Source organism: Frigoribacterium sp. AC512, assembly GCF_979258295.1.
In genome coordinates this window covers 288447-310897 of sequence record NZ_OZ409850.1, presented here as the reverse complement: position 1 = coordinate 310897, position 22451 = coordinate 288447, and the positions used below count along the sequence as shown (strand labels likewise).

General features: G+C 73.8%; 14 protein-coding genes. 3 read left to right on the top strand and 11 right to left on the bottom strand.

Annotated features, from left to right (window positions below; genetic code table 11):
• The gene (locus ACZZ97_RS01330) at positions 1 to 270 is read right to left on the bottom strand and encodes a GlsB/YeaQ/YmgE family stress response membrane protein (RefSeq protein WP_123546987.1); all 270 of its coding nucleotides are present in this window, start codon (positions 268 to 270) and stop codon (positions 1 to 3) included.
• A gap of 432 nt (positions 271 to 702) precedes the next feature.
• Here ACZZ97_RS01330 and ACZZ97_RS01325 point away from each other — a divergent pair, with 432 nt between their 5' ends.
• Positions 703 to 1173, top strand: coding sequence for a hypothetical protein (locus tag ACZZ97_RS01325; RefSeq protein WP_463472014.1), 471 nt, complete (start codon positions 703 to 705; stop codon positions 1171 to 1173).
• Between the two features lie 34 nt (positions 1174 to 1207).
• On the opposite strand, the gene ACZZ97_RS01320 is transcribed toward ACZZ97_RS01325, so the two are convergent.
• From ACZZ97_RS01320 to ACZZ97_RS01300, 5 genes are all read right to left on the bottom strand, one after another.
• Entirely contained in the window at positions 1208 to 2377 is a 1170-nt protein-coding gene (locus ACZZ97_RS01320; protein ID WP_463472013.1) for an AI-2E family transporter, read from the bottom strand.
• A gap of 81 nt (positions 2378 to 2458) precedes the next feature.
• Positions 2459 to 3739: a saccharopine dehydrogenase family protein gene (locus ACZZ97_RS01315; RefSeq protein WP_463472012.1), complete on the bottom strand. Its 1281-nt coding sequence runs from the start codon at positions 3737 to 3739 to the stop codon at positions 2459 to 2461.
• Positions 3736 to 5313 (bottom strand): APC family permease, encoded by a 1578-nt coding sequence (locus ACZZ97_RS01310; protein ID WP_463472011.1) that lies wholly within the window; start codon positions 5311 to 5313, stop codon positions 3736 to 3738. The genes ACZZ97_RS01315 and ACZZ97_RS01310 overlap by 4 nt, the downstream gene beginning before the upstream one ends.
• 182 nt (positions 5314 to 5495) lie before the next feature.
• Positions 5496 to 6161, bottom strand: a complete 666-nt coding sequence (locus ACZZ97_RS01305; RefSeq protein ID WP_463472010.1) for a hypothetical protein — start codon at positions 6159 to 6161, stop codon at positions 5496 to 5498.
• A gap of 255 nt (positions 6162 to 6416) precedes the next feature.
• Entirely contained in the window at positions 6417 to 13304 is a 6888-nt protein-coding gene (locus tag ACZZ97_RS01300) for an IPT/TIG domain-containing protein (protein ID WP_463472009.1), read from the bottom strand.
• Positions 13305 to 13528: 224 nt separating this feature from the next.
• On the opposite strand from ACZZ97_RS01300, the gene ACZZ97_RS01295 reads away from it, so the two are divergent.
• Positions 13529 to 14656: an NAD(P)-binding domain-containing protein gene (locus ACZZ97_RS01295; protein WP_463472008.1), complete on the top strand. Its 1128-nt coding sequence runs from the start codon at positions 13529 to 13531 to the stop codon at positions 14654 to 14656.
• 169 nt (positions 14657 to 14825) lie between these two features.
• Entirely contained in the window at positions 14826 to 15044 is a 219-nt protein-coding gene (locus tag ACZZ97_RS01290; RefSeq protein WP_463472007.1) for a hypothetical protein, read from the top strand.
• A gap of 30 nt (positions 15045 to 15074) precedes the next feature.
• Here the strand turns inward: ACZZ97_RS01290 and ACZZ97_RS01285 are convergent, their stop codons facing one another.
• From ACZZ97_RS01285 to ACZZ97_RS01265, 5 genes are all read right to left on the bottom strand, one after another.
• Entirely contained in the window at positions 15075 to 16277 is a 1203-nt protein-coding gene (locus ACZZ97_RS01285; RefSeq protein ID WP_463472006.1) for an FAD-dependent oxidoreductase, read from the bottom strand.
• 196 nt (positions 16278 to 16473) lie between these two features.
• Positions 16474 to 17436: an ATP-grasp domain-containing protein gene (locus ACZZ97_RS01280; RefSeq protein ID WP_463472005.1), complete on the bottom strand. Its 963-nt coding sequence runs from the start codon at positions 17434 to 17436 to the stop codon at positions 16474 to 16476.
• Between the two features lie 153 nt (positions 17437 to 17589).
• A complete protein-coding gene (locus ACZZ97_RS01275) occupies positions 17590 to 18828 on the bottom strand; it encodes an alpha-hydroxy acid oxidase (RefSeq protein WP_463472004.1) in 1239 nt (412 codons plus the stop codon).
• 4 nt (positions 18829 to 18832) lie between these two features.
• Positions 18833 to 20347 (bottom strand): rhamnulokinase, encoded by a 1515-nt coding sequence (locus ACZZ97_RS01270; RefSeq protein ID WP_463472003.1) that lies wholly within the window; start codon positions 20345 to 20347, stop codon positions 18833 to 18835.
• Positions 20344 to 22389, bottom strand: coding sequence for a bifunctional aldolase/short-chain dehydrogenase (locus ACZZ97_RS01265; protein WP_463472002.1), 2046 nt, complete (start codon positions 22387 to 22389; stop codon positions 20344 to 20346). The genes ACZZ97_RS01270 and ACZZ97_RS01265 overlap by 4 nt, the downstream gene beginning before the upstream one ends.
• Positions 22390 to 22451 lie beyond the last annotated feature (62 nt).

Here is a 22451-nt window from a genome sequence, read left to right as displayed (position 1 = left end):
TCAGCGCTTGGCGCCGCGACGACCGGTGATGAGGCCCCAGATGAGCAGGACGACGATGGCGCCGACGATGGCGATGAGCCAGCTCTGGATGGAGAAGAAGCCGTCGTAGCCGACGCCGAACACGGCGCCGCCGATCCAGCCGCCGATGAGGGCGCCGATGACGCCGAGGACGAGGGTGGCGAGCCATCCGCCGCCCTGACGGCCGGGGAGGATGAGCTTGGCGATGGCGCCGGCGATGAGGCCGAGGAGGATGAAGGCGAGGAAGCCCATGATGAGCCCTTTCTTAAGAAGGTGAGGGGCCGCTTCGGGGCAGGCGACCCGAGGTCGACCACCAGCTTGCTCTCAGACGGGCACTTTGTCCGGAATTGGTCAGGAAGACCCCCTTGTGCGCCGAGGGCATGAGGGCTACATGAACGGGAGGTGTCCGCAGCCGACGCACCGGGCGAGCCCCCTGGCAGGCCCGTGCGTCGCCCTTGACGCAGGAGCCCGTGCCGAGAGTCGGGGCTCTCGGCGTCCGCCGGGAGTTCGGGCTCCCGGAGGTGCACGACCGCGAGCCGTGCCGGGTGCCTAGGGAACACCCGGGCATGTCTTCGGAGCCGAGGCGCCCCCCGATCGGGTGACTTTCCCGGACGTCGCAGGAGGCGCCTCCCGCGAGCGCCCGCGCGCCCCGCGGAGCATGCTGGAGACCTACCGAGGGGGCACATGAAGTACATCGTCTACGGCGAGAACCGCGTGATGACGGGCGACGCGATCGCCGAGGCCGTCATCGCCTACGCCGCGGCCCTCGGGCAGAACGGCACGACCGACATCGTCGACGTGCCCACGAGCGACGAGCACGGGTCGGCGGCGACCTCCGAGCTGCTGCTCGGCCCGGCCAGCCAGCTGATGATCGAGACCGCCCCCGACGACGAGCTCGAGCCCGAGGACGAGGCGCTCGTCGCCGAGCTCGTGCGCCGCGCCGCCGCCGTGGGCGGGGCGCGCTTCGTGGACGCCGCCTCCGGCAGCTCGGTCGACGAGGAGGAGCACACGGCGGAGTCCGGCGACGATGCTCCGCTCCGCACCCGCCCGCCGGAGCCCCGTGACCCCGACGACCGCAGCCAGCCGGCGCCCGCATTCCGACCGGCCCGCCCTGCACGACCCGCGGGCTACGCCGACGACGCTCCGTCGACCTGAGGCGCAGGTACTCCGACGATCTGTGCCCTCGGGCTCAGAACTTCTGCTGTCGCGGCACGACGACGCGCTCGAACACGACGACCCCGGCCGTGGCGATCGGGATGGCGACGAGGGCGCCGAGCACGCCCCCGAGCGCGCCCCCGCCGAACGCCGCGACGATCACCAACGCCCCCGGCACGGCTACTGCCTTCGACATCACCCGCGGAGTGAGCACGTACGCCTCGATCTGCGCGTAGACCAGCAGCACGACGCCGACGACGATCGCGGTGACCGGCGAGACGCTCAGGGTCGCAGCGATGATGACGGCGTACGCCACCACGGTGCCGACGACGGGGATGAGCGCTCCGAGGAACGCCAGGGCCGCGAACAGCACCGGCACGGGGCCGCCCGCGATCGTCAGCACGAGGAACACGAAGACGGCGTTGATCGCGGCGAGCGCCACCTGTCCCGCGACGTACCGGCCGACGGACAGGAAGATCTCGTCCGAGATGTCCATCACGCGCTCGCGGTGGCTGCGCGGCACGGCCCGGCTGAGCGAGCGGAGCATCTGCGGCAGCGTCACGGCGAAGTAGATCGTGAGGATCGCGACGATGATCACCGCGGTGATGCCGTTGGTGATGCCCTGGCCGACGGCGAGCACGCCGCCCCCCAGGGCGAGCAGGCGGTCGGGGTCGAGCAGGTACGAGCTGACGGCGGCGACCGCGTCGTCCACGTCGACCTCGAGGCCGAGGGTCTCGACGGCCTGCTGCACCCAGGGCTGGCGCGAGATGTCCTGCAGGGCGGCGGGCGCCGTGCGGATCACGTGGCCGACCTGCTCGACGAGCGCGGGCACGACCGCGGCGAGGATGCCGACGACCGCGCCGAGCACGAGGACGACGGAGACGACGACGCCGACCCAGCGCGGCGCGCCGGCCCGGGCGAGGCGCCGCACGACGGGCTCGAAGGCGAGGGCGAGGAAGAACGCGAGGCCGATGTAGACGAGGATCGTCGAGAGCGCCATCAGGGCGACGATGATGCCGACGCCCAGCCCGCCGCCGAGGGTCGCGATCAGGCCGAAGCGGAACGCCCCGGGGCGCCGCAGGGGGCTGGACGGCTCGTCACGTGAGGCGGCCGATCGCGCGGACGACGAGGCGTCGGACGTGCCGGACGCACCGGACGGCGCCGTCGAGCGGCGAACGGAGCGGGCACGGTGCGAGAGGGCCATCCGACCATCCTGGCGGTCACCGCAGCCGGAGGGCCGCCTGAGGACTGCCGGAGCTGCTCCGAGGCCGCGCCGCGTCGCCGCTCAGATGGGCTTCTCGACCATCCCCCACGGCGAGTCGTGCCCCTCGGGCGAGGAGAGCAGGTCGAGGAACGGCCCGGCCGGGAACGCCTCCGGCCCGAGGATCCCGACGCCCGACCAGACGCCCGTGGCGAGCAGCTCGAGGGCGATGACCGGACCGAGCGCCGTCTGCCACACGACGGCCTGCGAACCGTACTCGCGCATCGAGGTCTCGTTGTCGGCCACGTGGTAGAGGTACGTCGACCGCGGCTGGCCGTCCTTGCCCGTGCCCCGCACCCAGACGCCCGCGCACGTCTTGCCCGACATCACGTCGCCGAGCGTCGCTGGGTCGGGCAACACCGCCGCGACCACGTCGCGCGGCGAGACCTGCACCCCCTTGACGTCGACCGGGGCCGTCCTGTCGAGCCCGAGCTTGTTCAGCGTCCTCAGCACGTCGATGAACTCCTGGCCGAGGCCGTACTTGAAGGTGACGCGCTTCGCGCTCGTCCAGCGGGGCATCAGCAGCACCTCCTCGTGCTCGACGTTGACGCACTCGACCGGGCCGATCCCCTCGGGGAAGTCGAAGACCTCGGGCTCGCTGAACGGGGCGGTGGTGTACCAGCCGCGCCCCTCCTCCCAGACGACCGGGGGGTTCAGGCACTCCTCGATGGTCGTCCAGATCGAGAACGAGGGGGCGAAGTCGTGGCCCTCGACGACCAGGTTCGCCCCGTCGCGGACGCCGAGCTCGTCGATCTCGCTGAACAACTCGTCCTCGGCCCAGCGGGCGAAGACGTCGGACATGCCGGGCTCGACGCCCATGCCCACGAGCGCGAGGCGTCCTGCGTCCCGCCACCGCGCCTCCTGCGCGAACTGCTCGTCGCCGAGCATGACCCCGGTCAGCTCGTGCGGCTCGTCGGGGTGCGGGCTCGACAGGCTCATCGCCATGTCGAGGTAGACCGCGCCGCCCGCGAAGGCGCCCTCGAAGATCGGCATCACGAAGCGCGGGTCGACGGCGTTCAGCACGTGCGTGATGCCGTGCTCGCGGATCAGGGCCGTGACCGAGTCGGCGCTCGACGCGTCGACCGAGGCGCCGAGGAGGCGCGGGTCGCCCAGCGAGTCGACCAGCGCCTGCGGGCGGGCCGGGTCGTGGTCGGCGACGACGAGCAGCTCGAAGAACGTGCGTCGCACGGCGATGCGGACGGCTGCGGAGCCCACGCCTCCCGCGCCGACGATCAGGATCCGGGCCGGTGAGGTCGGTGCCGCGTCGGGGCTGCCGGGTGCAGGGGCGGTCGGTTCAGGGGTCATGCCAGTCCTCCGTCGATGGAACGCGTGTAGATCTCGGGCTCGTCGGGCACGAGCACCTCCGTGTCGCGGTTCAGGCTCTCGCCGCGGAAGAACGGGCGGGACTCCGCGAAGGCCGACCAGACGACCATCAGCACGGCGCCGAGCAGCAGCGAGCCGATGCCGATCACGAAGGTGCCGCCGATGCCGAACAGCACCGTGTAGCCGTAGTCGGGCGCGAGCATGTCGACCACCGACTGCACGAAGGCGTACGTGAGCATCAGCGCGCCGAGCAGCGGCAGCAGCCCCTTGAACAGGAACGCCTGCCAGGACGACGTCAGCTCGCGCCGGAAGAACCAGACGCACGCGTAGCCGGTCAGCCCGTAGTAGAAGGCGATGGCGAGGCCCAGCGACAGGATCGAGTCCTGCAGCACGTTCGCGCTCACGAGCGTCATGACGACGTAGAAGACGATCGCGACGACGCCCATCACGAAGGTCGAGAACGACGGGGTGCGGAACCTCGGGTGCACCCGCCCGAACCGGGCGGGCAGGGCGCCGTAGACGGCCATCGCGAGGGTGCCGCGGGCCGTCGGCAGGATGGTCGTCTGTGTCGACGAGACGGCCGAGACGAGCACCGAGATGACGAGCACGACCGAGAGCGGGCCGAGCACCGGGTCCTTGAGCGCGAAGAAGACGTCGTCGGCGTTGGCCTCGTTCGCGAGGCCGATGCCCGTGCTGCCGAGGCCCGCGAACGACATCGCGACGACGGTGACGCCGACGTAGGTGACGAGCAGGATCGCCGTCGACAGCACGGCGGCGCGGCCGGGGGTGCGCTGTGGGTCCTTGGTCTCCTCGGTGAGGGCGAGGCACGCGTCCCAGCCCCAGTAGATGAACAGGGCGAGCAGCACGGCCTCGACGAAGCCCGACCAGTCGGTGAACGCGGTCGGGTCGAACCAGCTCCACTCGACCGGGGTCGCGTTCGGGGCGTCGCCCGTCGCGATCTTGTAGAGCGCGACGACGACGAAGAGCGCGAGGGCCACGTACTGGACGCCCAGCAGGACGTTCTGCACGCGTTCGCCCAGCTCGAGGCCGCGGTAGCTGACCCAGGTCATCAGGGCGATGAACACGACGCCGGTCGCCGTGACCAGCGGCACGTTCTCGGCCAGGGAGCCGTCGCCGACCATCAGCCAGGTGTACTGCCCGGCGATCTGCGAGAGGTTCGCCAGCACGACGATGCCGGCGATGGCGACGCCCCAGCCGCCCATCCAGCCGACGCGGGGGCCGAAGGCCTTCGTGACCCAGGTGAAGGTCGTGCCGCAGTCGGGCACGACCCGGTTCAGCTCGCGGTAGGCGAAGGCGATGAACAGCATCGGGACGAACGCCACGATGAACGCGATCGGCGCCTGCGCCCCGACGGCGGCGACCACGAAGCCGAGCGTCGCGACGAGCGAGTAGACGGGAGCGGTGCTCGCGAGGCCGATGACGGTCGAGCCCCAGAGGCCGAGGGTGCCCGCCGCGAGGCCCTTGCCGGCGACCGCGTCGACAGGGCGCGAGGAGGAGGTCGGCACGCGGCCGGGCGAAGCGTCGGGACCGCTCATGGCCAGAACGTAGTCCCGCGGCCCGGGCGTGTCAACGAGGCTTCCTCGCTACCACCCGGCCCGCCGCCCGGGCCGCCGTGCCGCGCCGCCGTACCGCCCGTGAACCGGGTTCCGAACCATGAACTGCGCTGTGTCGCGGTTCGTGGTCCGGAACCCGGTTCTTCGTGTGCGCGGCGGGCAGGTCAGCGAGCTGTGCGCAGCCCGGCGACCAGCCACGCGACCGCCACGAACAGCAGGGTGACGATCGTCAGCACCTGCCCGCCGTACGCGACCGCGGTGATCGAGGAGGTGCCGAGCGCGAACCCGACCGGGGTGGAGAACACGACGGTGCGGACGAGGGCCACCACCGTCCAGGGCACGAGGGCCCAGCCGGCCACGCCCCGGACGCCGTCGCGGGAGCGCGCTGCCAGCACGGCGCCCACGAGGGCCGCGACGACGGACACGAGCGTGAGGAGGAGGACCGTGAGCGTCCCCGGGCCCGCGGCGAGGACGGCCGGGATGAACGCGAGGACGGTGACGAGCACCTGGGTGACGGCAGCGATGCGCAGTGCGACGCGTCCGGCGGGCGAGGTCGCGCAGATGCCCCCTCGGCCGCTGACCAGCCAGAGCGCCACGGACGTGGCGAGGGTCGCGACCAGGGCGAAGACCGGCAGGACCGCGTACAGCGAGGTCGTCGAGAGAGCGGCCAGGCCGATCAAGAAGCGCGCGGCCGTGACCAGGGCGCCCAGACCGGCGAGCGCGCCCGCGACGACGAGCGCCCTGCGGTCGAGTCCGGCGGGCACGGGCGGCCGCGTCGGACCCCGCTCGGGGTCGCGGGCCGAGGCAGGAGACGTCGCCGATTCGCTCATGCCCTGACGATATCGACAGACCGTCCCGTGTGGCACGTCACGCCGACGCCGGAGAGCGAGAGTGATCGGAGCCGGCTGGCCCGCGGGGACAGGGTTCCTGGGCACGCCGACACCGGATCACGCGCGGATCACGGGACACGGGCCGGTGGCACACGGTGCGGGACGGGAGCGCAGACGCGGAGGTGCCCGTCCGGCGTGGCCGGACGGGCACCTCCTGGGGCTGAGCGGGCTCAGCGGCTCAGCGGCTGAGCGGGCTCAGCTGCGGCGCGACCTCCTCCGCAGGGTGAGGAACCCGCCGGCGACCATCAGCAGCAGCGCCGCCAGCAGGACCGGCGCGGTGTCGCTGCCCGTGAAAGCCAGCGGGCCGCTGCCCGCAGTGCCGGCGTAGTAGCCGCCCGAGCCCGAGCCGCCGTTGCCGCCGGCACCGGGCGTGCCGGCGCCGGGCGTCCCGGCACCGGGTCCGCCGGCAGCCGGCAGGTCGACCGCGAACCGGACGGGAGCCGAGGCCGCCGAGGAGACCCCGTCGGGCCCGGTCTGCGTGGCCGTCAGCGTGTACTCGCCCTCGGGCAGCCCGCCGAGCGGCGAGCAGGCCCAGGTGCCGTCGGCCGCGACGACCGTGGTGCAGAGCACGCGGCCAGGCAGGTTCACGGTGACCGTGTAGCCCGGCGTCCCCGTGCCCGTGACGACCGGGTTCGGCGTCGTGACGACCTGGCCCTGCACGGGCGAGGTGACGACGGGCGGCGCGCCCGCGTCGGCGTACACGAAGGGCAGCGGGGCGCTGGTCCCTGCGGCGTTCGTCACGGTGACGGTCGTGCTGCCCGCCGTGCCGGCCGGGGTCGTGAACGTCAGCGTCGTGCCGTCGGCCGAGATGCTGCCCGGCGTGATCGGGGCGGAGCCGCCGACCGAGACGGTCGAGCCCGGCGTGAACCCGGTGCCCGTCACGGTGACGACGGTGCCGCCGCCGACGGGACCCGTGGGAGGCGTCAGCGACGTCAGCTGGGGAGCCAGCGCGGCCGCGGCCTGGTACGAGTACGTCAGCGGGGCGCTCGTGCCCGTGGCGTTCGTGACCGTCACGCTGACGAGCCCTGCGACGTGCGCCGGGGTCGTGAACGTGAGCGACGTGCCGTCGGCGCTGATCGTGGCGGGCGTGATCGCTGCTCCGCCGTCGACCGAGACCGTGGACCCGGCAGCGAAGCCGGTGCCCGTGATCGTCACCGTCTGGCCGCCGCCGACCGGGCCGGAGCTCGGCGTGAGCGAGGCCAGCACCGGCGCCCCGGCGGGAGCCGCGACGTAGGTGAAGGTGAGCGGAGCGCTGGTGCCGCCGGCGGTGGTCACCGTGACCGGCACCGGGCCGGCCGTGTCGGCCGGGGTGGTGAAGGTCAGCTGCGTGCCGTCCAGCGAGACGAACGAGGGCGTCAGGGCGGCGCCTCCGTCGATCGAGACCGTCGTCGCGCCGACCACGAAGCCCGATCCGGTGATCGTCACGACGGTGCCGCCGCCGACCGGGCCGGACGCGGGCGCCAGGCTCAGCAGCAGGGGCGCGGTGGACGCCGGTGCCAGGTACGTGAAGGGCAGCGGCGCGGAGGTGCCCGTGCCGTTGGTGACCGTGACCTGCACGAGGCCGGCGGCGTGCGGCGGGGTGTCGAACGTCAGCGACGTGCCGCCGGTGCCGAGGGAGACCGGCGTGATCGGCGCGGAGCCGTCCACGGAGACCGTCGAGCCCGCGGTGAAGCCGGTGCCCGTGATCGTGACGCGGGTGCCGCCGCCTGCAGGGCCGCTCGTCGGCGACAGCGTCGCCAGCACGGGCGCGCCGGCCGGGGCCGCCTGGTAGGTGAACGGCAGGGTGCCGCTCGTGCCTGCCGGGTTCGTCACCGAGACGTCGGCCTGGCCCACGGCGCCGGCCGGCGTCGTGAAGACCAGCGAGGTGCCGTCGGTCGAGACCGAGACGGGCACGATGCCCGTCGTGGTGCCGACCGTGACCGTCGAGTCGCCCGTGAAGCCGGTGCCCGCGATCGTGACCGGGGTGCCGCCTCCCGCAGGGCCCTCGGCGGGCGTCAGGCTCGTCAGCGTCGGTGCGACGACGGGAGCCGCCTGGTAGGTGAACGTCAGGGGCGCGCTGGTGCCCGTCCCGTTCGTGACCGTCACGGGCACGTCGCCGGCGGTGCCGCCGGGGGTCGTGAACGTGAGCTGCGTGCCGTCGGGCGAGAGGGTGCCGACGATGCCCGTCGCGTCGCCGATCGTGATCGTCGACCCGGCGGTGAAGCCGGTGCCCGTGAGCGTCACCGGGGTGCCGCCCGCGGCCGGTCCGGCGTCGGGCGTGATGGCCGTCAGCACAGGCGAGCCCAGAGGAGGCGCGACGTACGTGAACTCGAGCGGCGCGCTCGTGCCCGCCAGGTTGGTCACCGTCACCGGAGCGTCGCCCGCGGCGCCCGGGGGCGTCGTGAAGGTGAGCGTCGTGCCGTCGACGCCGATCACGTCGGGGACGATGCCGTCGGTGCCGCCGACCGTGACCGTCGACCCGGGCAGGAAGCCGGAGCCCGTGATCGTGACGGAGGTGCCGCCGCCGGCCGGGCCGGACTCCGGCGTCAGCGACGCCAGGACCGGAGCGCCCGCCGGAGCAGCCTGGTAGGTGAAGGTCAGCGGCGCGGAGGTGACGCCGTCGGTCGTCACCGTGACCGGCACGCCTCCGGCGACGTTCGCCGGGGTCGTGAAGGTCAGCTCGGTGCCGTCGTCGGAGACGTCGTCCGGCACGATGCCGGCCATGCCGCCGATCGAGACGGTGGCGCCGGGCGTGAAGCCGGTGCCGGTGATCGTCACCGGCGTGCCGCCGCCGACCGGGCCCGAGTCGGGCGTCAGCGTCGTCAGCACGGGTGCGGTCACGGGCGCGGCGACGTAGGTGAAGCCGAGCGGGGCGCTGGTGCCCGCGTCGTTCGTGACCGTGACCGTCACGGGACCGGCGGCGTTCGCCGGGGTCGTGAAGGTCAGCGACGTGCCGTCATCGGCGATGTCGTCGGGCACTATGCCCGAGGACGCGCCGATCGACACGGTCGACCCGGCCGCGAAGCCGGTGCCGGTGATCGTCACCGAGGTGCCGCCGCCGACCGGTCCCTCCACGGGGTCGATCGTCGCGAGCACGGGTGCGCCGGCCGGGGCGGCGACGTAGGTGAAGCCCAGCGGGGCGCTGGTGCCCGCGCCGTTCGTCACCGTGACCGTCACGGGTCCCGCGGCGTTGGCCGGGGTCGTGAAGGTCAGCGACGTGCCGTCGTCGGCGATGTCGTCGGGCTCGAGGCCCGTCGTGTCGCCGATGGTGACGGTGGAGCCGGCCGTGAAGCCGGTGCCGGTGATCGTCACCGGGGTGCCGCCGCCGACCGGGCCCTGGTCAGGGTCGATCGTCGCGAGCACGGGGGCGTCGGCCGGGGCAGGCAGGTAGGTGAACGGCAGCCCGGCGCTCGTGCCGGCGGCGTTCGTCACCGTGATGCTCACGGGTCCCGCGGCGTTCGCCGGGGTCGTGAAGACCAGCTGGGTGCCGTCCGTCGAGATCGAGTCGGGCACGAGGCCGACCGTGTCGCCGATCGAGACCGTCGAGCCGGGCGTGAAGGCCGAGCCGGCGACGGTGACGACCGTGCCGCCTCCGACCGGTCCCTCGGCCGGGGTGGCCGAGATCAGCACCGGAGCGTCGGCCGGGGCAGGCAGGTAGGTGAAGCCGAGCGGCGCGCTCGTCCCCGCCAGGTTCGTCACCGTGACGGTCACGGGCCCCGCGGCGTTCGCCGGGGTCGTGAAGGTCAGGGTCGTCCCGGTCGGGTCGATCGAGTCGGGCACGAGGCCCGTCGTGTCGCCGATGCTGACGGTCGAGCCGGGCAGGAAGCCCGAGCCGGTGAGCGTCACGACGGTGCGGCCGGCGACCGGTCCCGAGGTGGGGTCGATCGTCGCGAGCACCGGAGCACCCGCAGGAGGCGCGGTGTACGTGAACGGCAGCGGAGCGGACGTGCCCCCGGCGGTGGTGACCGTGACGGTCACGTCGCCGACGGTGTTCGGCGGTGTGGTGAACGTCAGCGACGTTCCCGCCGGGTCGACCGAGTCGGGCACGAGGCCCGTCGTGTCGCCGATGGTGACCGTCGAGCCGGCGGTGAAGCCGGTGCCGGTCACGGTGACGACGGTGCCGCCGCCGGCCGGTCCCTGGGCAGGGTCGATCGTGTCGAGCACCGGCGCCGTCGGAGGAGCAGGCAGGAAGGTGAAGTCGAGCGGGGCGGAGGTGCCGCCCGCGTTCGTCACCGTGACGGGCACGGTGCCGGCGACGTGCGCCGGGGCCGTGTACGTGAGCGAGGTGCCGTCCGCAGCGATCACCGTGGGCGTGATCGGCGCGGAGCCGTCGACCGAGACCGTCGAGCCGGCCTCGAAGCCGGTGCCGGTGATCGTGACGGCGGTGCCGCCTCCTGCCGGCCCCTCGTCGGGGTCGATCGTGGCGAGCACGGGCGCGGCGAGGGGTGCGGGCTGGTAGGTGAAGTCGAGCGGGGCGGAGGTGCCGCCCGCGTTCGTCACCGTGACGGGGACCGTGCCGGGGACGTGCGCGGGCGACGTGTACGTCAGCGACGTGCCGTCGGTCGCGATCGTGTCGGGCGTGATCGGCGCGGAGCCGTCGACCGAGACCGTCGAGCCGGCGGTGAAGCCGGTGCCGGTGACCGTGACGGCGGTGCCGCCTCCTGCCGGTCCGACCTCGGGGTCGATGTCGGTGAGCACCGGCGCAGCGGCCGGGGCGGGCGTGTAGGTGAAGTCGAGCGGGGCGGAGGTGCCGCCGGCGTTCGTCACCGTGACGGCGATGGTGCCCTCGACGTGCGCGGGCGTCGTGAACGTCAGCGACGTGCCGTCGGCGGCGAGCGCGTCGGGCGTGATCGGGGCGGAGCCGTCGACCGAGACCGTCGAGCCGGCGGTGAAGCCGGTGCCGGTGATCGTGACGGCGGTGCCGCCTCCCACCGGGCCCTCGTCAGGCGTGATCGTGGCCAGGACGGGAGCGGCGAGCGGAGGCGCGAGGTACGTGAACGTCTGGGGCGCCGAGGTGCCCGTGCCGTTCGTGACCGTCACCGGCACGGGGCCGGCGGCGTGGGCGGGCGTCGTGAACGTCAGCGACGTGCCGTCGGGCGCGATCGTGTCGGGCACGATCGGGTCGGACCCGTCGACCGAGACCGTCGAGCCGGCGGAGAAGCCGGTGCCGGTGACCGTGACGGGGGTGCCGCCTCCTGCCGGGCCCTGGGCCGGCGTGATGCCGGTCAGGACGGGTGCGCCCACGGGTGCGGGCTGGTAGGTGAAGGTCTGCGGGGCGCTGGTGCCGCCGCGCGTCGTCACGGTCACGCCGACCGGCCCGACGGCGTGCGCCGGGGTCGTGAACGTGAGCGAGGTGCCGTCGCCGGCGATGCTGTCGGGCGTGATCGGGGCGGAGCCGTCGACCGAGACGGTCGAGTCGGCGAGGAAGCCGGAGCCGGCGACGGTCACCGTGGTTCCGCCTCCGACGGGGCCCTGCGCGGGGGTGAGGCCCGTGATCGCGGGGACGGGGACGTAGGTGAACGTCTGAGGGCCGGAGGTGCCGACCGCGGTGGTCACGGTGACGGGCACCGGGCCTGCCGCGTGGGCGGGCGTGACGAAGGTGAGCGACGTGCCGTCGTCCGAGACCGCAGTGGGCGTGATCGGCGCACCGCCGTCGACGCTCACGCGCGAGTCGGCGGTGAAGGCCGAGCCGGTGAGCGTGACGGCGGTGCCGCCCGCGACCGGGCCCTCGACGGGCGTGATGCCGGTGAGCGTCGGCGCGGCGAGCGGGCCGGCGTTCGGGCCGACCGAGGCGGAGGCGAGCTCCACGGCGGTGCCTGCCTGGAGGACGCCGAGCAGGCCGACGCGGAGGGCGCTCTGGGTGAAGGTGCCGCCGGCGGTCGTCTTGTTGTTGACCCGCAGCGACACGACACCGGTGAGCGCTGTGGCGAGCGGGGTGACGACGGTGCTGCCGAGGCCGGTGAGGACGGTGTTCACCGGTGCGAGGACGGTGGCCAGCACGGTGTTGAGCACCGGGCTGAGGACGCCGAGGTCGACCGGGACGCGGAGGCCGAGGACGTTGACGGTGGCACCGACCCCGTTCAGGCTGCTCGTGAGCTGGGTGACGAGGTTCTGCACCGCCGTGGTGAGGGCCGGGAGCAGCTGCGTCGTGAGCGCGGTCGTGATGTACGGCGTCAGGTCGGTGCCCGCGGGGAGGCTGTTGAGCGCGACGCCCTGCGACGCGAGGGCCGAGGGGACGTCGAGCGTGATCGCGCCCGTCTGCAGGTTCGCGGTGATCGACCCGTCGGCGCTCGTCACGGTCGTGAGCGAGTTGCCGAGCGTGGTCAGGTTCGGCAGGCCCGTCACCTGGACGGTCGGGCCGAGCAGACGGGTGAGCGTGCCCGGGATCGCGTCCACTGTGGGCTGCAGGCCCGTGAGGGTCGTCCGGAGGCCGTTGATCGTCGTGGCGAGGACCGGGCTGGTGAGGCTCAGGTCGAGGTCCGCGATCTGGTAGGTGCCGGTCTGCGCGCCGTTCGGCCCGGCGGCCTGCGCCGCGGTCGCCGAGAGCGCGCCCGTCGTGACCCGGAGGTTCGCCAGGGCCTGCGTGTTCGCCAGACGGCTGAGGTTGAAGCTGGCGTTGGCCTGCGGCACCCCGCCCTGGCCGCCGACGCCGATCGCCCCGGCGTTCGTCACGGCGCCGGAGGCGGCGGTCGAGCTGCCGTTCGCGTTCGCCTGCGCGAACTCGTTCACGGCGCCGACGGTGAGGAGCCCGTTCGGGCCGAGCAGCTGGATGCCGCTGCCGAGGTCGGCGCGCGCGGCGTTCAGCACTGTCGCGTCGAGGGGCGTCGACTGGGTCGCAGGAGCAGGCTGACCCGTGTTCGTGGCCGCGGCGGGCTGCAGCAGCAGCACGTTCGCCAGGTCGAGGCCGAGAGCGGTCCCGTCGAGGAACCGGCCCTCGGCCGTCGAGGCTGCAGGGGCGGCCATGGCCGGGGCCGCGGCGAGCACGCTGCCGCCGATGCCGAGCAGGGCGGCCGTGAGCACGGCCACGCCCTGCTTCGCCCTGGAGTGGTGACGGTGCGCGGTCGGTCGCCCTTTTTCGGCGCGCGCGAGTGCTTCAGTCCTCATGGACTCGCTCCTGATCCTCATGGCAGCGGTGGTTGGCGTCCGCGCCGTCGGTTGGTGAGACCGGGGCAGCAGACTCGCTACCTGGCCGACGATAGGGCACTTGCGCGAGGATCGCTCGTCCTATTTCGCCGCATGTCCCCCGATCCGGCCGGTCGGCCCCCGGAATGGGGGTGTGCGTCGAGAGCCGGTACGGGCTCATCGGCCCCCGGCCGTAGCGTGGTCCCGTGGACCAGCTGACCGACCTCCAGCACGCGACCGCCACCGTCGTGGGGGCTGGGCAGGCAGGGCTGTCCGCGGCGCACCACCTGCGCCTCCGCGGGTTCGTGCCCGCCGTGGGCCGTGCGGACGCGGGAGGCCCTGCGGACGGCCCGCCGACGTTCGTCGTCGTCGACGCCGGCGAGGCACCAGGAGGCGCGTGGCGGCACCGCTGGGAGTCGCTGCGGATGGCCACCGTCAACGGCATCTTCGACCTGCCGGGCATGGCCCTGCCTCCCGTCGACGAGGCGGAGCCGAGCCGGGTCGCCGTGCCGCGCTACTTCGCCGCCTACGAGGAGGCGGAGCAGCTGCGGGTGCACCGTCCCGTGCGGGTGACGAGGGTCGAGGCCGTCGACGACGACCCCGCGGGCCTGCTGCGGGTCGAGAGCGACGCCGGCACGTGGACCACGCGCGCGGTGGTGAACGCGACCGGCACCTGGGACGAGCCGGTGCTGCCGGACGTGCCCGGCGCCTCCTCGTTCACGGGTCGACAGCTGCACACGCGCGACTACGTGTCCGCGGCGGAGTTCGCGGGCAGGCGCGTCGCCGTGGTCGGCGGCGGGATCTCGGCGGTGCAGCTGCTCGACGAGATCAGCCGCGTCGCGACGACGCTCTGGTACACGCGGAGGGAGCCGGTGTTCCTCGACCACGACTTCACCTCGGGGTCGGACGGCGTCGACGTCGAGCGCCGGGTCGCCGAGGACGCGGCCGCCGGGCGCCTCCCGGGCAGCATCGTGTCGTACACGGGGCTGATCTGGACCGGCTGGGCCCGCGACGCCGAGCGACGGGGAGCCCTCGCCCGCCGACCGATGTTCACCGCGATGGGGCCGCGGCACGTCGTCGAGGCCGACGGCTCGACGACGAGCGTCGACGCCGTGCTGTGGGCGACGGGGTTCCGGCCGAGCGTCGGGCACCTCGACGGGCTCGACCTGCGGGGGCCGCTCGGGGGCGTCCCGCTCGTGGGCACCCGGGCCGCCCGCGACCGGCGGGTGCACCTGATCGGGTTCGGGCCGTCGCAGTCGACCGTGGGCGCGAACCGGGCCGGCCGCGCCGCGGTCCGCGAGCTCGCGCGCGACCTGCTCGGCCCGGCCGCCTGACGCCGTACCGCGAACCTCCTCGAGAGCGACGAACCTCCGGGGAACATCGCGTCGCTTCGTCGCTCTCGCGGAGGGACGCGTCGTGAGGGATGCGCGGACGGGAAGGCCGCCTCCTCGGGTCCGTCGCACGGGGGACGCCCCTGCCGGGGCGCCTGCCTAGCCTGGAGCGATGGACGAGGAACGACCCGAGACCGAGGCAGGCGCGAAGGCAGCCGCCGAGAAGAAGCGCAACGACAACGTCGGGGTCGGGGTGGTCTTCGCCCTGGTCGGCGTCGCCCTGTTCCTGACGCTCGACAGCCCGTGGGCGGGCGTGCCGATGCTCGTGGTCGGCGTCGTGCTGGTCTCCTTCGGGATGAAGGGCAGCAGACGCCGCGGCACCCGCGACTGACGGGGTCCCACGGCGCGCCGCGTCCGACGCTCAGCGGCGGCGCAGCCGGAACCGCTCCGGCGCGGGGGTCCCCGTCGCGACCCCGGCGAGCAGCTCGCCGAAGACGGCGCCGAACTTGAAGCCGTGCCCCGAGAACCCGGTCGCGACGGTGACGGAGCCGACGCGGTCGAGCACCGGGTCCTCGGTCGGCGTCGTGTCGTAGAGGCAGCTGATCGGCGCGAGCGTGTCGACGTCGACGCCGGGCACCCACTCCGCGACGTACGCGCGCAGCACGGCCTGTCCCTCGGCGCCGGGCGACGCGAGCCGGGCGTCGGGATGCACCTCACGCCCGGTGCCGTGGGTCCCGACCTTGACACCCTCGCCGGGGGTGAGCAGCCCGTAGATCGTGCTGACCCGGGCCTGCAGCTCCGGGTCGGTGGGGTAGTGGACGAAGCTCGGCCAGGCGTCGTCGGGCAGCTCCGTCCCGAAGTGGGCGGGCTCCTCCTGCGTGACCCTGACCTCGGGCAGGGCCGCTCCCCCACGCTCGACCAGGTCGCCGGCGACGTGGTGCGCCCAGGAGCCGACCGCCAGCACGACGCTGGCCGACACGGCCGCCGAGGAGGCGCCTCCTGCGCCCTCGAGACGGAGCACGACGTCGTCGCCCTCGGTGTCGATGGCGGCGACGGCGGTGTCGAAGCGGAGCTCGGCGGCCGCGGCCGCGGCGCTGTCGAGCAGCGCCTCGACGGCGTCTGCCGAGCGGACCCGACCGGCCTGCGCGTGGACGAGGACGCTCGTGTCGAAGCGGAGCCCCGGCCAGCGCGTCGCGGCCTCGTCGGGGGTGAGCCGCTCGTGGGCGACGCCGCCGCGCTCGAGCGCCGCCTGGATCTCGTCGAGCACGTCCGGGTCGCCGTGGTCGAGCGCGCCCGTGAAGTCGAGCAAGGTGCGGCCCGTCTCGGCCTCGAGCTCCTGCCACGCCGTGATCGCGTCGCCCGTCAGCGCGACCCAGTCGTCGGCGGTGTACCCGCGACGGAAGATCCGGCTCGCCCCGTGCGACGAGCCCTTGTCGTGGCCGCGGCCGAACTGCTCGACGAGCAGGACGCTCGCGCCGCTGCCGCCGTCTCCGCTGCGTCGCGCGAGTGCCCGCGCGGTCGCCGCGCCGATCACTCCGGCGCCGACGACGACGTGGTCCCAGCGCTCCGGTGTGCTCGCGGTCGCGGGTGGGGGTGCGGCGGCGGCAGGCTCGGACGTGCTCATGGGTCTCCTCGGGTCTGCGTCGACACTAACGGCGGGTGCCGGCGCCTCGGCTCCGGTGGCGCCGGGCTCGGCCCCTCGTTCAGCGGTACACCCCCGAACCAGCACGACACCCTCGACGTGCGGGGTGTGGTGCTGGTTCGGGGGTGTGGCTCGCATCGCAACAGCCGCATCGGGCAGCAGGACCCCGCAGGCGCGCCTACGCGGCCTCCGCCAGCGCGTCCCCGAGGAACGCGGCGAGCGCCGCGGTCGCCGACACCGACGACTCCCGCTCGACGTCGGGGTTGTAGTTCGTGTTCGTGTTGACGTCGTAGGGCACGACCAGGCCGTCGACCGTCTCGATGAACTCGACGCCGGCCACCTCGATGCCCTGCGCGGCGAGGAACTCCTCGAGCCGGACCACGAGCGGGTGCTCGGCGGTCACCGACGGACGCACCGCGAACGGCGCCCAGGTCGCCGGGTCGGCACCCGCCGGGACGACGCAGGCGTCCGCCGGGCACAGCTCGAAGCTGCCGGCCGACGTGTCGACCCTGACCGCGTAGACGAAGCGGCCGCCCACGAACTCGGCGCGGGTGACGAACGGCTCCTCGGCCTGCAGGTACTCCTGCAGCAGCGTGACGCCGTCGGCGGGCTGCTCGAAGTCGGGGCCGCCGACGTACGCGTCGAACGACTCGTGGTCGTCGAACCGGCGGACCCCGATGCCCTTGCCGCCCTGGTTGTGCTTCGTGATGAACGGCGTCGGGAGCTCGCGCGCCCGCGCCTCCAGGTCGGCGGTGCCGAACACCGCGACCGTCCGCGGCACGTCGAAGCCGTGCGCCGACAGCGCCAGGTACTGCGCGACCTTGCTCACCTCGAGCTCGACGACGCCGCTGCCGTTGACGACCCGGCGACCGTGCCGCTCGGCCCAGCGCAGGGTGGCGCGCGCCACCTCCTTCGCGGTCGCCCTGCCGCGGGTCGCGGCCGACGCGCTCAGGCGCGACCAGAACACCCCCGCAGGAGGCGCGGCCGACAGGTCGAAGGAGCTCCCGTCGAGCAGGTGCTCGGCGTGCGGCACCCCCGCGGCGTCGAGCGCGGCGAGCAGCGGCGGCAGCCACTCCTCGTTGTCGTGCAGCACGTGGACGACGGGTGTCGGGTCGGCGGTGTGCGGGTCGGGGGAACTCATCACCCCACCCTGCCCGCCGCCGCTGACACCCGCACCACGGTGACGGCGCGTGACGCCGCCCGCCTGCCCGCCTCGAGCCGAGGCGAGTTGCCCCGATCAGCTGCCCCCGCGCCCTCGAGCCAGCAGATCAGGGCAACTCGTCGACCGCTACGGTCAGCTGCGGGCGCGCGGTGCCAGGCGCTCGAGCTGGGTCACGTGCCGCGGCTCGAGCTCCTCGAGCGAGTGCGCTCCGAGCAGCTTCATCGTCCGCACGACCTGGTCCGAGAGGATCTCGATCGTGCGGTCGACGCCCTGCCGCCCGCCGGCCATGAGCCCGTAGAGGTACGCCCGCCCGATCAGGGTCGTCTTGGCCCCGAGCGCGACGGACGCGACGATGTCGGCGCCGTTCATGATGCCGGTGTCGACGAGGACGTCCGTGTCCGCGCCCACCTCGCGCACCACCTCCGGAAGGAGGTGGAAGGGGATCGGCGCCCGGTCGAGCTGCCGCCCGCCGTGGTTCGACAGCACGATCCCGTCGACTCCCGCGTCCACGAACTTCTTCGCGTCGTCGACGCTCTGCACCCCCTTCACCGCCAGCTTGCCCGGCCACATCTCGCGGATGATCCGCAGGTCGTCGAAGCTGATCGTGGGGTCCATCGCCAGGTCGAGCAGATCGCCGACCGTCCCGCCGGTGGCGCTCAGCGACGCGAACTCCAGCTTGTTCGTGGTGAGGAAGTCGTACCACCACCACGGTCGGGGCAACGCGTCGAGCACCGTCCCCAGCGTCAGCTGCGGCGGGATCGAGAACCCGTTCCGCTTGTCGCGGAGCCGCGCCCCAGCGACCGGGGTGTCCACCGTGAAGAAGAGGGTCTCGTACCCGGCGGCCGCCGCTCGCTCCACGAGGCCGTACGAGATGTCGCGCTGCCGCATGACGTAGAGCTGGAACCAGTTGCGCCCGTGCGGGTTGGCTGCCTTCACGTCCTCGATCGACGTCGTCCCCAGCGTCGACAGCGTGAACGGGATGCCCGCCGCCGCGGCAGCCGAGGCGCCGGCCGTCTCTCCCTCGGTCTGCATGAGGCGGGTGAACCCGGTCGGCGCGATCGCGAACGGCATCGCCGACGGCGCCCCGAACACCGTCGCCGTCGTGTCGATCTCGGCCACGTCCCGCAGCACCTCCGGATGGAACTCGACGTCCTCGAACGCCTGCCGGGCCCGCGTGATCGAGATCTCCGCCTCCGCGCTGCCGTCCGTGTAGTCGAACGCGGCCTTCGGCGTGCGGCGCTTGGCGATCGTCCGCAGGTCCTCGATCGTCAGGGCGGCCTCGAGGCGGCGCTTGCGCCCGTCGAGCTCGGGCTTCTTGAAGCTCAGGTACTCGAGCAGCTCGACGGGCTTGGGGAACTGACGCTGGACCATGGTCTCAGCCTCTCTGCGAGGTGGGGGCCGCGGTGGTCCGCGGCTCGTAGCGGACGGGGGAGAAGCTGTGACGCACCAGGGCACGCAAGGACTCGAGGCTCCCGTGCACGAGCCCCGCGGCCCGCGCCTGCACGAGCACGTTGCCGAGCGCCGTCGCCTCGACCGGCCCGGCCAGCACGGTGCAGCCCGTATGGTCGGCGGTCAGCTGGCAGAGCAGCTCGTTCTGCGAGCCGCCCCCGACGACGTGCACGGTACGGACGACACGGCCCGAGAGCCGCTCGGCATCCCGCAGCGTCTCGGCGTACGCGGCCGCGAGCGACTCGAGGATGCTGCGCACGGTCTCGGGGCGGCCCCGCGGCGGCTCCACGTCGTGCTCGACGCACCACGCCTCGATCCGCGCGGGCATGTCGCCCGGCGGGGTGAAGCGCACGTCGGTGGCGTCGAAGACGGCGACGGGCCGGGTCACGGCCGCCGCCTCGGCGAGCAGGGCCGCGAGGTCGCTGCTGCGCTCGGCGGCCGAGGTGCCCGAGCGGCTCCACGCACGCATCGACTCGCTCAGCAGCCACAGGCCCGACACGTTCTTGAGGAAGCGCACCCGCCCGTCGACGCCGCCCTCGTTCGTGAAGCCGGCCGCACGGACGTCCTCGCCGAGCAGCGGTGACGGCAGCTCGAGGCCGACGAGCGACCACGTGCCGCTCGACACGTAGGCGGCGTCGTCGCCTGTGAGCGGCACGGCGACCACCGCCGAGGCGGTGTCGTGCGAGCCGACCGCCGTGACCCCGAGCGACGCCGGGGCACCGATCACCGTGGCGACCGACGGCAGCAGCGGTCCGAGGGAGGCGCCCGGGTCGACGAACGGTGCGAACAGGTCGGGCGCCAGCCCGAGCCGGCCCATCAGCTCGAGGTCCCACTCCCCCGTCGTCGGCGACAGCAGGCCGGTCGTCGAGGCGTTGGTGCGCTCGGTCGCGGCCGTGCCGGTGAGCCACCACGACACGAGGTCGGGCACGAGCAGGGCACGATCGGCCGGAGCCAGGACACCCGCCGCGCGGTCGGCGGCGAGCTGGAACACGGTGTTGAACGGCAGGTGCTGCAGGCCGGTGCGCGCGAAGAGCTCACCGGGCGGCACGACCGCGTGCACCGTCTCGACCCCCGCTGCCGAGCGCTCGTCGCGGTAGTGGTAGGGAGAGCCGAGGAGGCGCCCCTCGCGCAGCAGCCCGTAGTCGACGGCCCAGGAGTCCACGCCGATCGAGGCCACGCCCGGCTCGTCACGGAGGGCCTGCGTCAGCCCCGCCGAGACCGACCGCCAGAGCCCCAGGACGTCCCAGTGCAGGCCGACCCGGCCCGCGCCTCCTGCGCCCTGCCCCTCGGGCAGCGTGACCGGGTCGTTCGCGAACCGGGCGACGTGCTGCAGCCGGACACCGTCGCGGTCGACGTGCCCGAGCACGACGCGCCCGCTCGTCGCCCCGAGGTCGACCGCGGCGACCACGCCTCCCGCCGGCCTCGAGCTGCCCTGGCTCATCGCAGGAAGGCCGCGGCGACCCCCGCGTCGACCGGCACGTGCAGCCCGGTCGTGTGCGAGAAGTCGCTCGTGCAGATCGCGTAGACGGCGGCGGCGACGTTCTCGGGCACGACCTCGCGCTTGAGGATGGTGCGCTGGGCGTAGAAGGCGCCGAGGTCCTTCTCGTCGACGCCGTAGGTCGCCGCGCGGTTGGCGCCCCAGCCGCTGGCGAAGATGCCCGAGCCGCGCACGACGCCGTCGGGGTTGATGCCGTTGACGCGGATGCCGTGCTCGCCGAGCTCCGCCGCGAGCAGCCGCACCTGGTGGGCTTGGTCGGCCTTCGTCGCGCTGTAGGCGATGTTGTTCGGGCCGGCGAAGACCGAGTTCTTCGACGAGATGTAGACGATGTCGCCGCCGAGGCCCTGGTCGACGAGCACACGGGCCGCGTTCTTCGCGACGAGGAACGAGCCCTTGGCCATCACGTCGTGCTGGAGGTCCCAGTCGGCCTCAGTGGTGTCGAAGAGCGACTTCGACAGGCTCAGCCCGGCGTTGTTGACGACGAGGTCGAGCCCTCCGAACGCGAGCAGCACCTCGGCGATCGACGCCTGCACCGCGGCCTCGTCGCTGACGTCGGCGGCGACGCCGCGGGCGACGTCCGGCCCGCCGATCTCGGCCGCCGCGGCCTGCGCCTTGGCGAGGTCGAGGTCGGCGATCACGACGCAGGCCCCCTCGGCGGCGAGCCGGGTGGCGATGGCCTTGCCGATGCCCGACGCGGCACCGGTCACGAGCGCGACGCGGGTGGCGAGCGGCTTCGGCGCGGGCCGTCGCTGCAGCTTCGCCTCCTCGAGGGCCCAGTACTCGATCCGGAACTTCTCGGCCTCGTCGATCGGCGCGTAGCTCGAGACGCCCTCGGCGCCTCGCATCACGGCGATCGCGTTGACGTAGAACTCGCCGGCGACGCGCGCCGTCTGGGCGTCGCCGCCGTACGAGAACATGCCGACGCCGGGCACGAGCACGATCAGCGGGTCGGCCCCGCGGATCGCGGGGCTGTCGGGCGTCGCGTGCCGGTCGTAGTACGCCTGGTAGTCGAGGCGGTACTGCTCGTGCAGTTCCCGGAGGCGCGCGATCGACTCGTCGACGGTCGCGTCGGCCGGCAGGTCGAGCACCAGCGGCCGCACCTTCGTGCGGAGGAAGTGGTCGGGGCAGCTCGTACCCAGCGCCGCGAGCCGCGGGTGCTCGGTGCTCGCGAGGAAGTCGAGGACGACATCGCTGTCGGTGAACGAGCCGACCTGCGGCCGGTCGTGCGACGCGATGCCGCGGACGACGGGCGCGAGCGCCGCGGCCTTCGCGCGGCGTTCCTCGGCGGGCAGGGCCCCGTACCCAGCGAGCGGGGCCCCGAACGGCTCGGGCCGCGAGTGCTCGTCGAGCCAGGCCTGCGTGGTCTCGATGATCCAGCGGGAGGTGGCCTCCGCCTCCTCGCTGGTGTCGCCCCACGCGGTGATGCCGTGGCCGCCCAGGATCGTGCCGCGCGCCTCCGGGTGCTCCGCCTTGATCGCGGCGATGTCGAGCCCCAGCTGCCAGCCCGGTCGACGCCACGGCACCCAGACGACGGCGCCGCCGAAGATCTCGGCCGTCAGGCGCTCGCCGTCGGCCGCCGTCGCGATCGCGATGCCGGCGTCGGGGTGCAGGTGGTCGACGTGCGCCGCGTCGACGAGGCCGTGCATGGCGGTGTCGATTGACGGCGCCGCGCCTCCCTTGCCGTGCAGTGCGTAGTCGAAGGCGGCGACCATCTCGTCCTCGTGCTCGACCCCGCGGTACACGTTCGCGAGCCCCCGCAGCCGGTCGATGCGCAGCACCGCGAGGCCCTGCTCGGTGAGGGTGCCGAGGTCTCCCCCGCTGCCCTTGACCCAGAGCAGCTCGACCGGCTCTCCCGTCGCCGGGTCGGTCGCCGTGCCCTTGGCCGAGGTGTTGCCGCCCGCATAGTTCGTGTTCGCCGGGTCGGCGCCGAGGCGGTTGCTGCGCGCGACGAGGTCGGCGGCGGTGGAGGGCGTGGTGCTGGTCACGAGGTGGGGTCCGTTCGAGGTCGGGTGGGTCAGGTCGAGGAGGCGCGGGCGGGGTCGCGGAC

What these genes read in the sequence shown, in the direction of transcription:
- ACZZ97_RS01305 (WP_463472010.1), bottom strand. Translation starts at nt 6,161, where the DNA reads ATGAGCGAATCGGCGACGTCTCCTGCCTCGGCCCGCGACCCCGAGCGG.
- ACZZ97_RS01315 (WP_463472012.1), bottom strand. Translation starts at nt 3,739, where the DNA reads ATGACCCCTGAACCGACCGCCCCTGCACCCGGCAGCCCCGACGCGGCA.
- ACZZ97_RS01320 (WP_463472013.1), bottom strand. Translation starts at nt 2,377, where the DNA reads ATGGCCCTCTCGCACCGTGCCCGCTCCGTTCGCCGCTCGACGGCGCCG.
- ACZZ97_RS01300 (WP_463472009.1), bottom strand. Translation starts at nt 13,304, where the DNA reads ATGAGGACTGAAGCACTCGCGCGCGCCGAAAAAGGGCGACCGACCGCG.
- ACZZ97_RS01290 (WP_463472007.1), top strand. Translation starts at nt 14,826, where the DNA reads ATGGACGAGGAACGACCCGAGACCGAGGCAGGCGCGAAGGCAGCCGCC.
- ACZZ97_RS01270 (WP_463472003.1), bottom strand. Translation starts at nt 20,347, where the DNA reads ATGAGCCAGGGCAGCTCGAGGCCGGCGGGAGGCGTGGTCGCCGCGGTC.
- ACZZ97_RS01285 (WP_463472006.1), bottom strand. Translation starts at nt 16,277, where the DNA reads ATGAGCACGTCCGAGCCTGCCGCCGCCGCACCCCCACCCGCGACCGCG.
- ACZZ97_RS01275 (WP_463472004.1), bottom strand. Translation starts at nt 18,828, where the DNA reads ATGGTCCAGCGTCAGTTCCCCAAGCCCGTCGAGCTGCTCGAGTACCTG.
- ACZZ97_RS01325 (WP_463472014.1), top strand. Translation starts at nt 703, where the DNA reads ATGAAGTACATCGTCTACGGCGAGAACCGCGTGATGACGGGCGACGCG.
- ACZZ97_RS01330 (WP_123546987.1), bottom strand. Translation starts at nt 270, where the DNA reads ATGGGCTTCCTCGCCTTCATCCTCCTCGGCCTCATCGCCGGCGCCATC.
- ACZZ97_RS01280 (WP_463472005.1), bottom strand. Translation starts at nt 17,436, where the DNA reads ATGAGTTCCCCCGACCCGCACACCGCCGACCCGACACCCGTCGTCCAC.
- ACZZ97_RS01310 (WP_463472011.1), bottom strand. Translation starts at nt 5,313, where the DNA reads ATGAGCGGTCCCGACGCTTCGCCCGGCCGCGTGCCGACCTCCTCCTCG.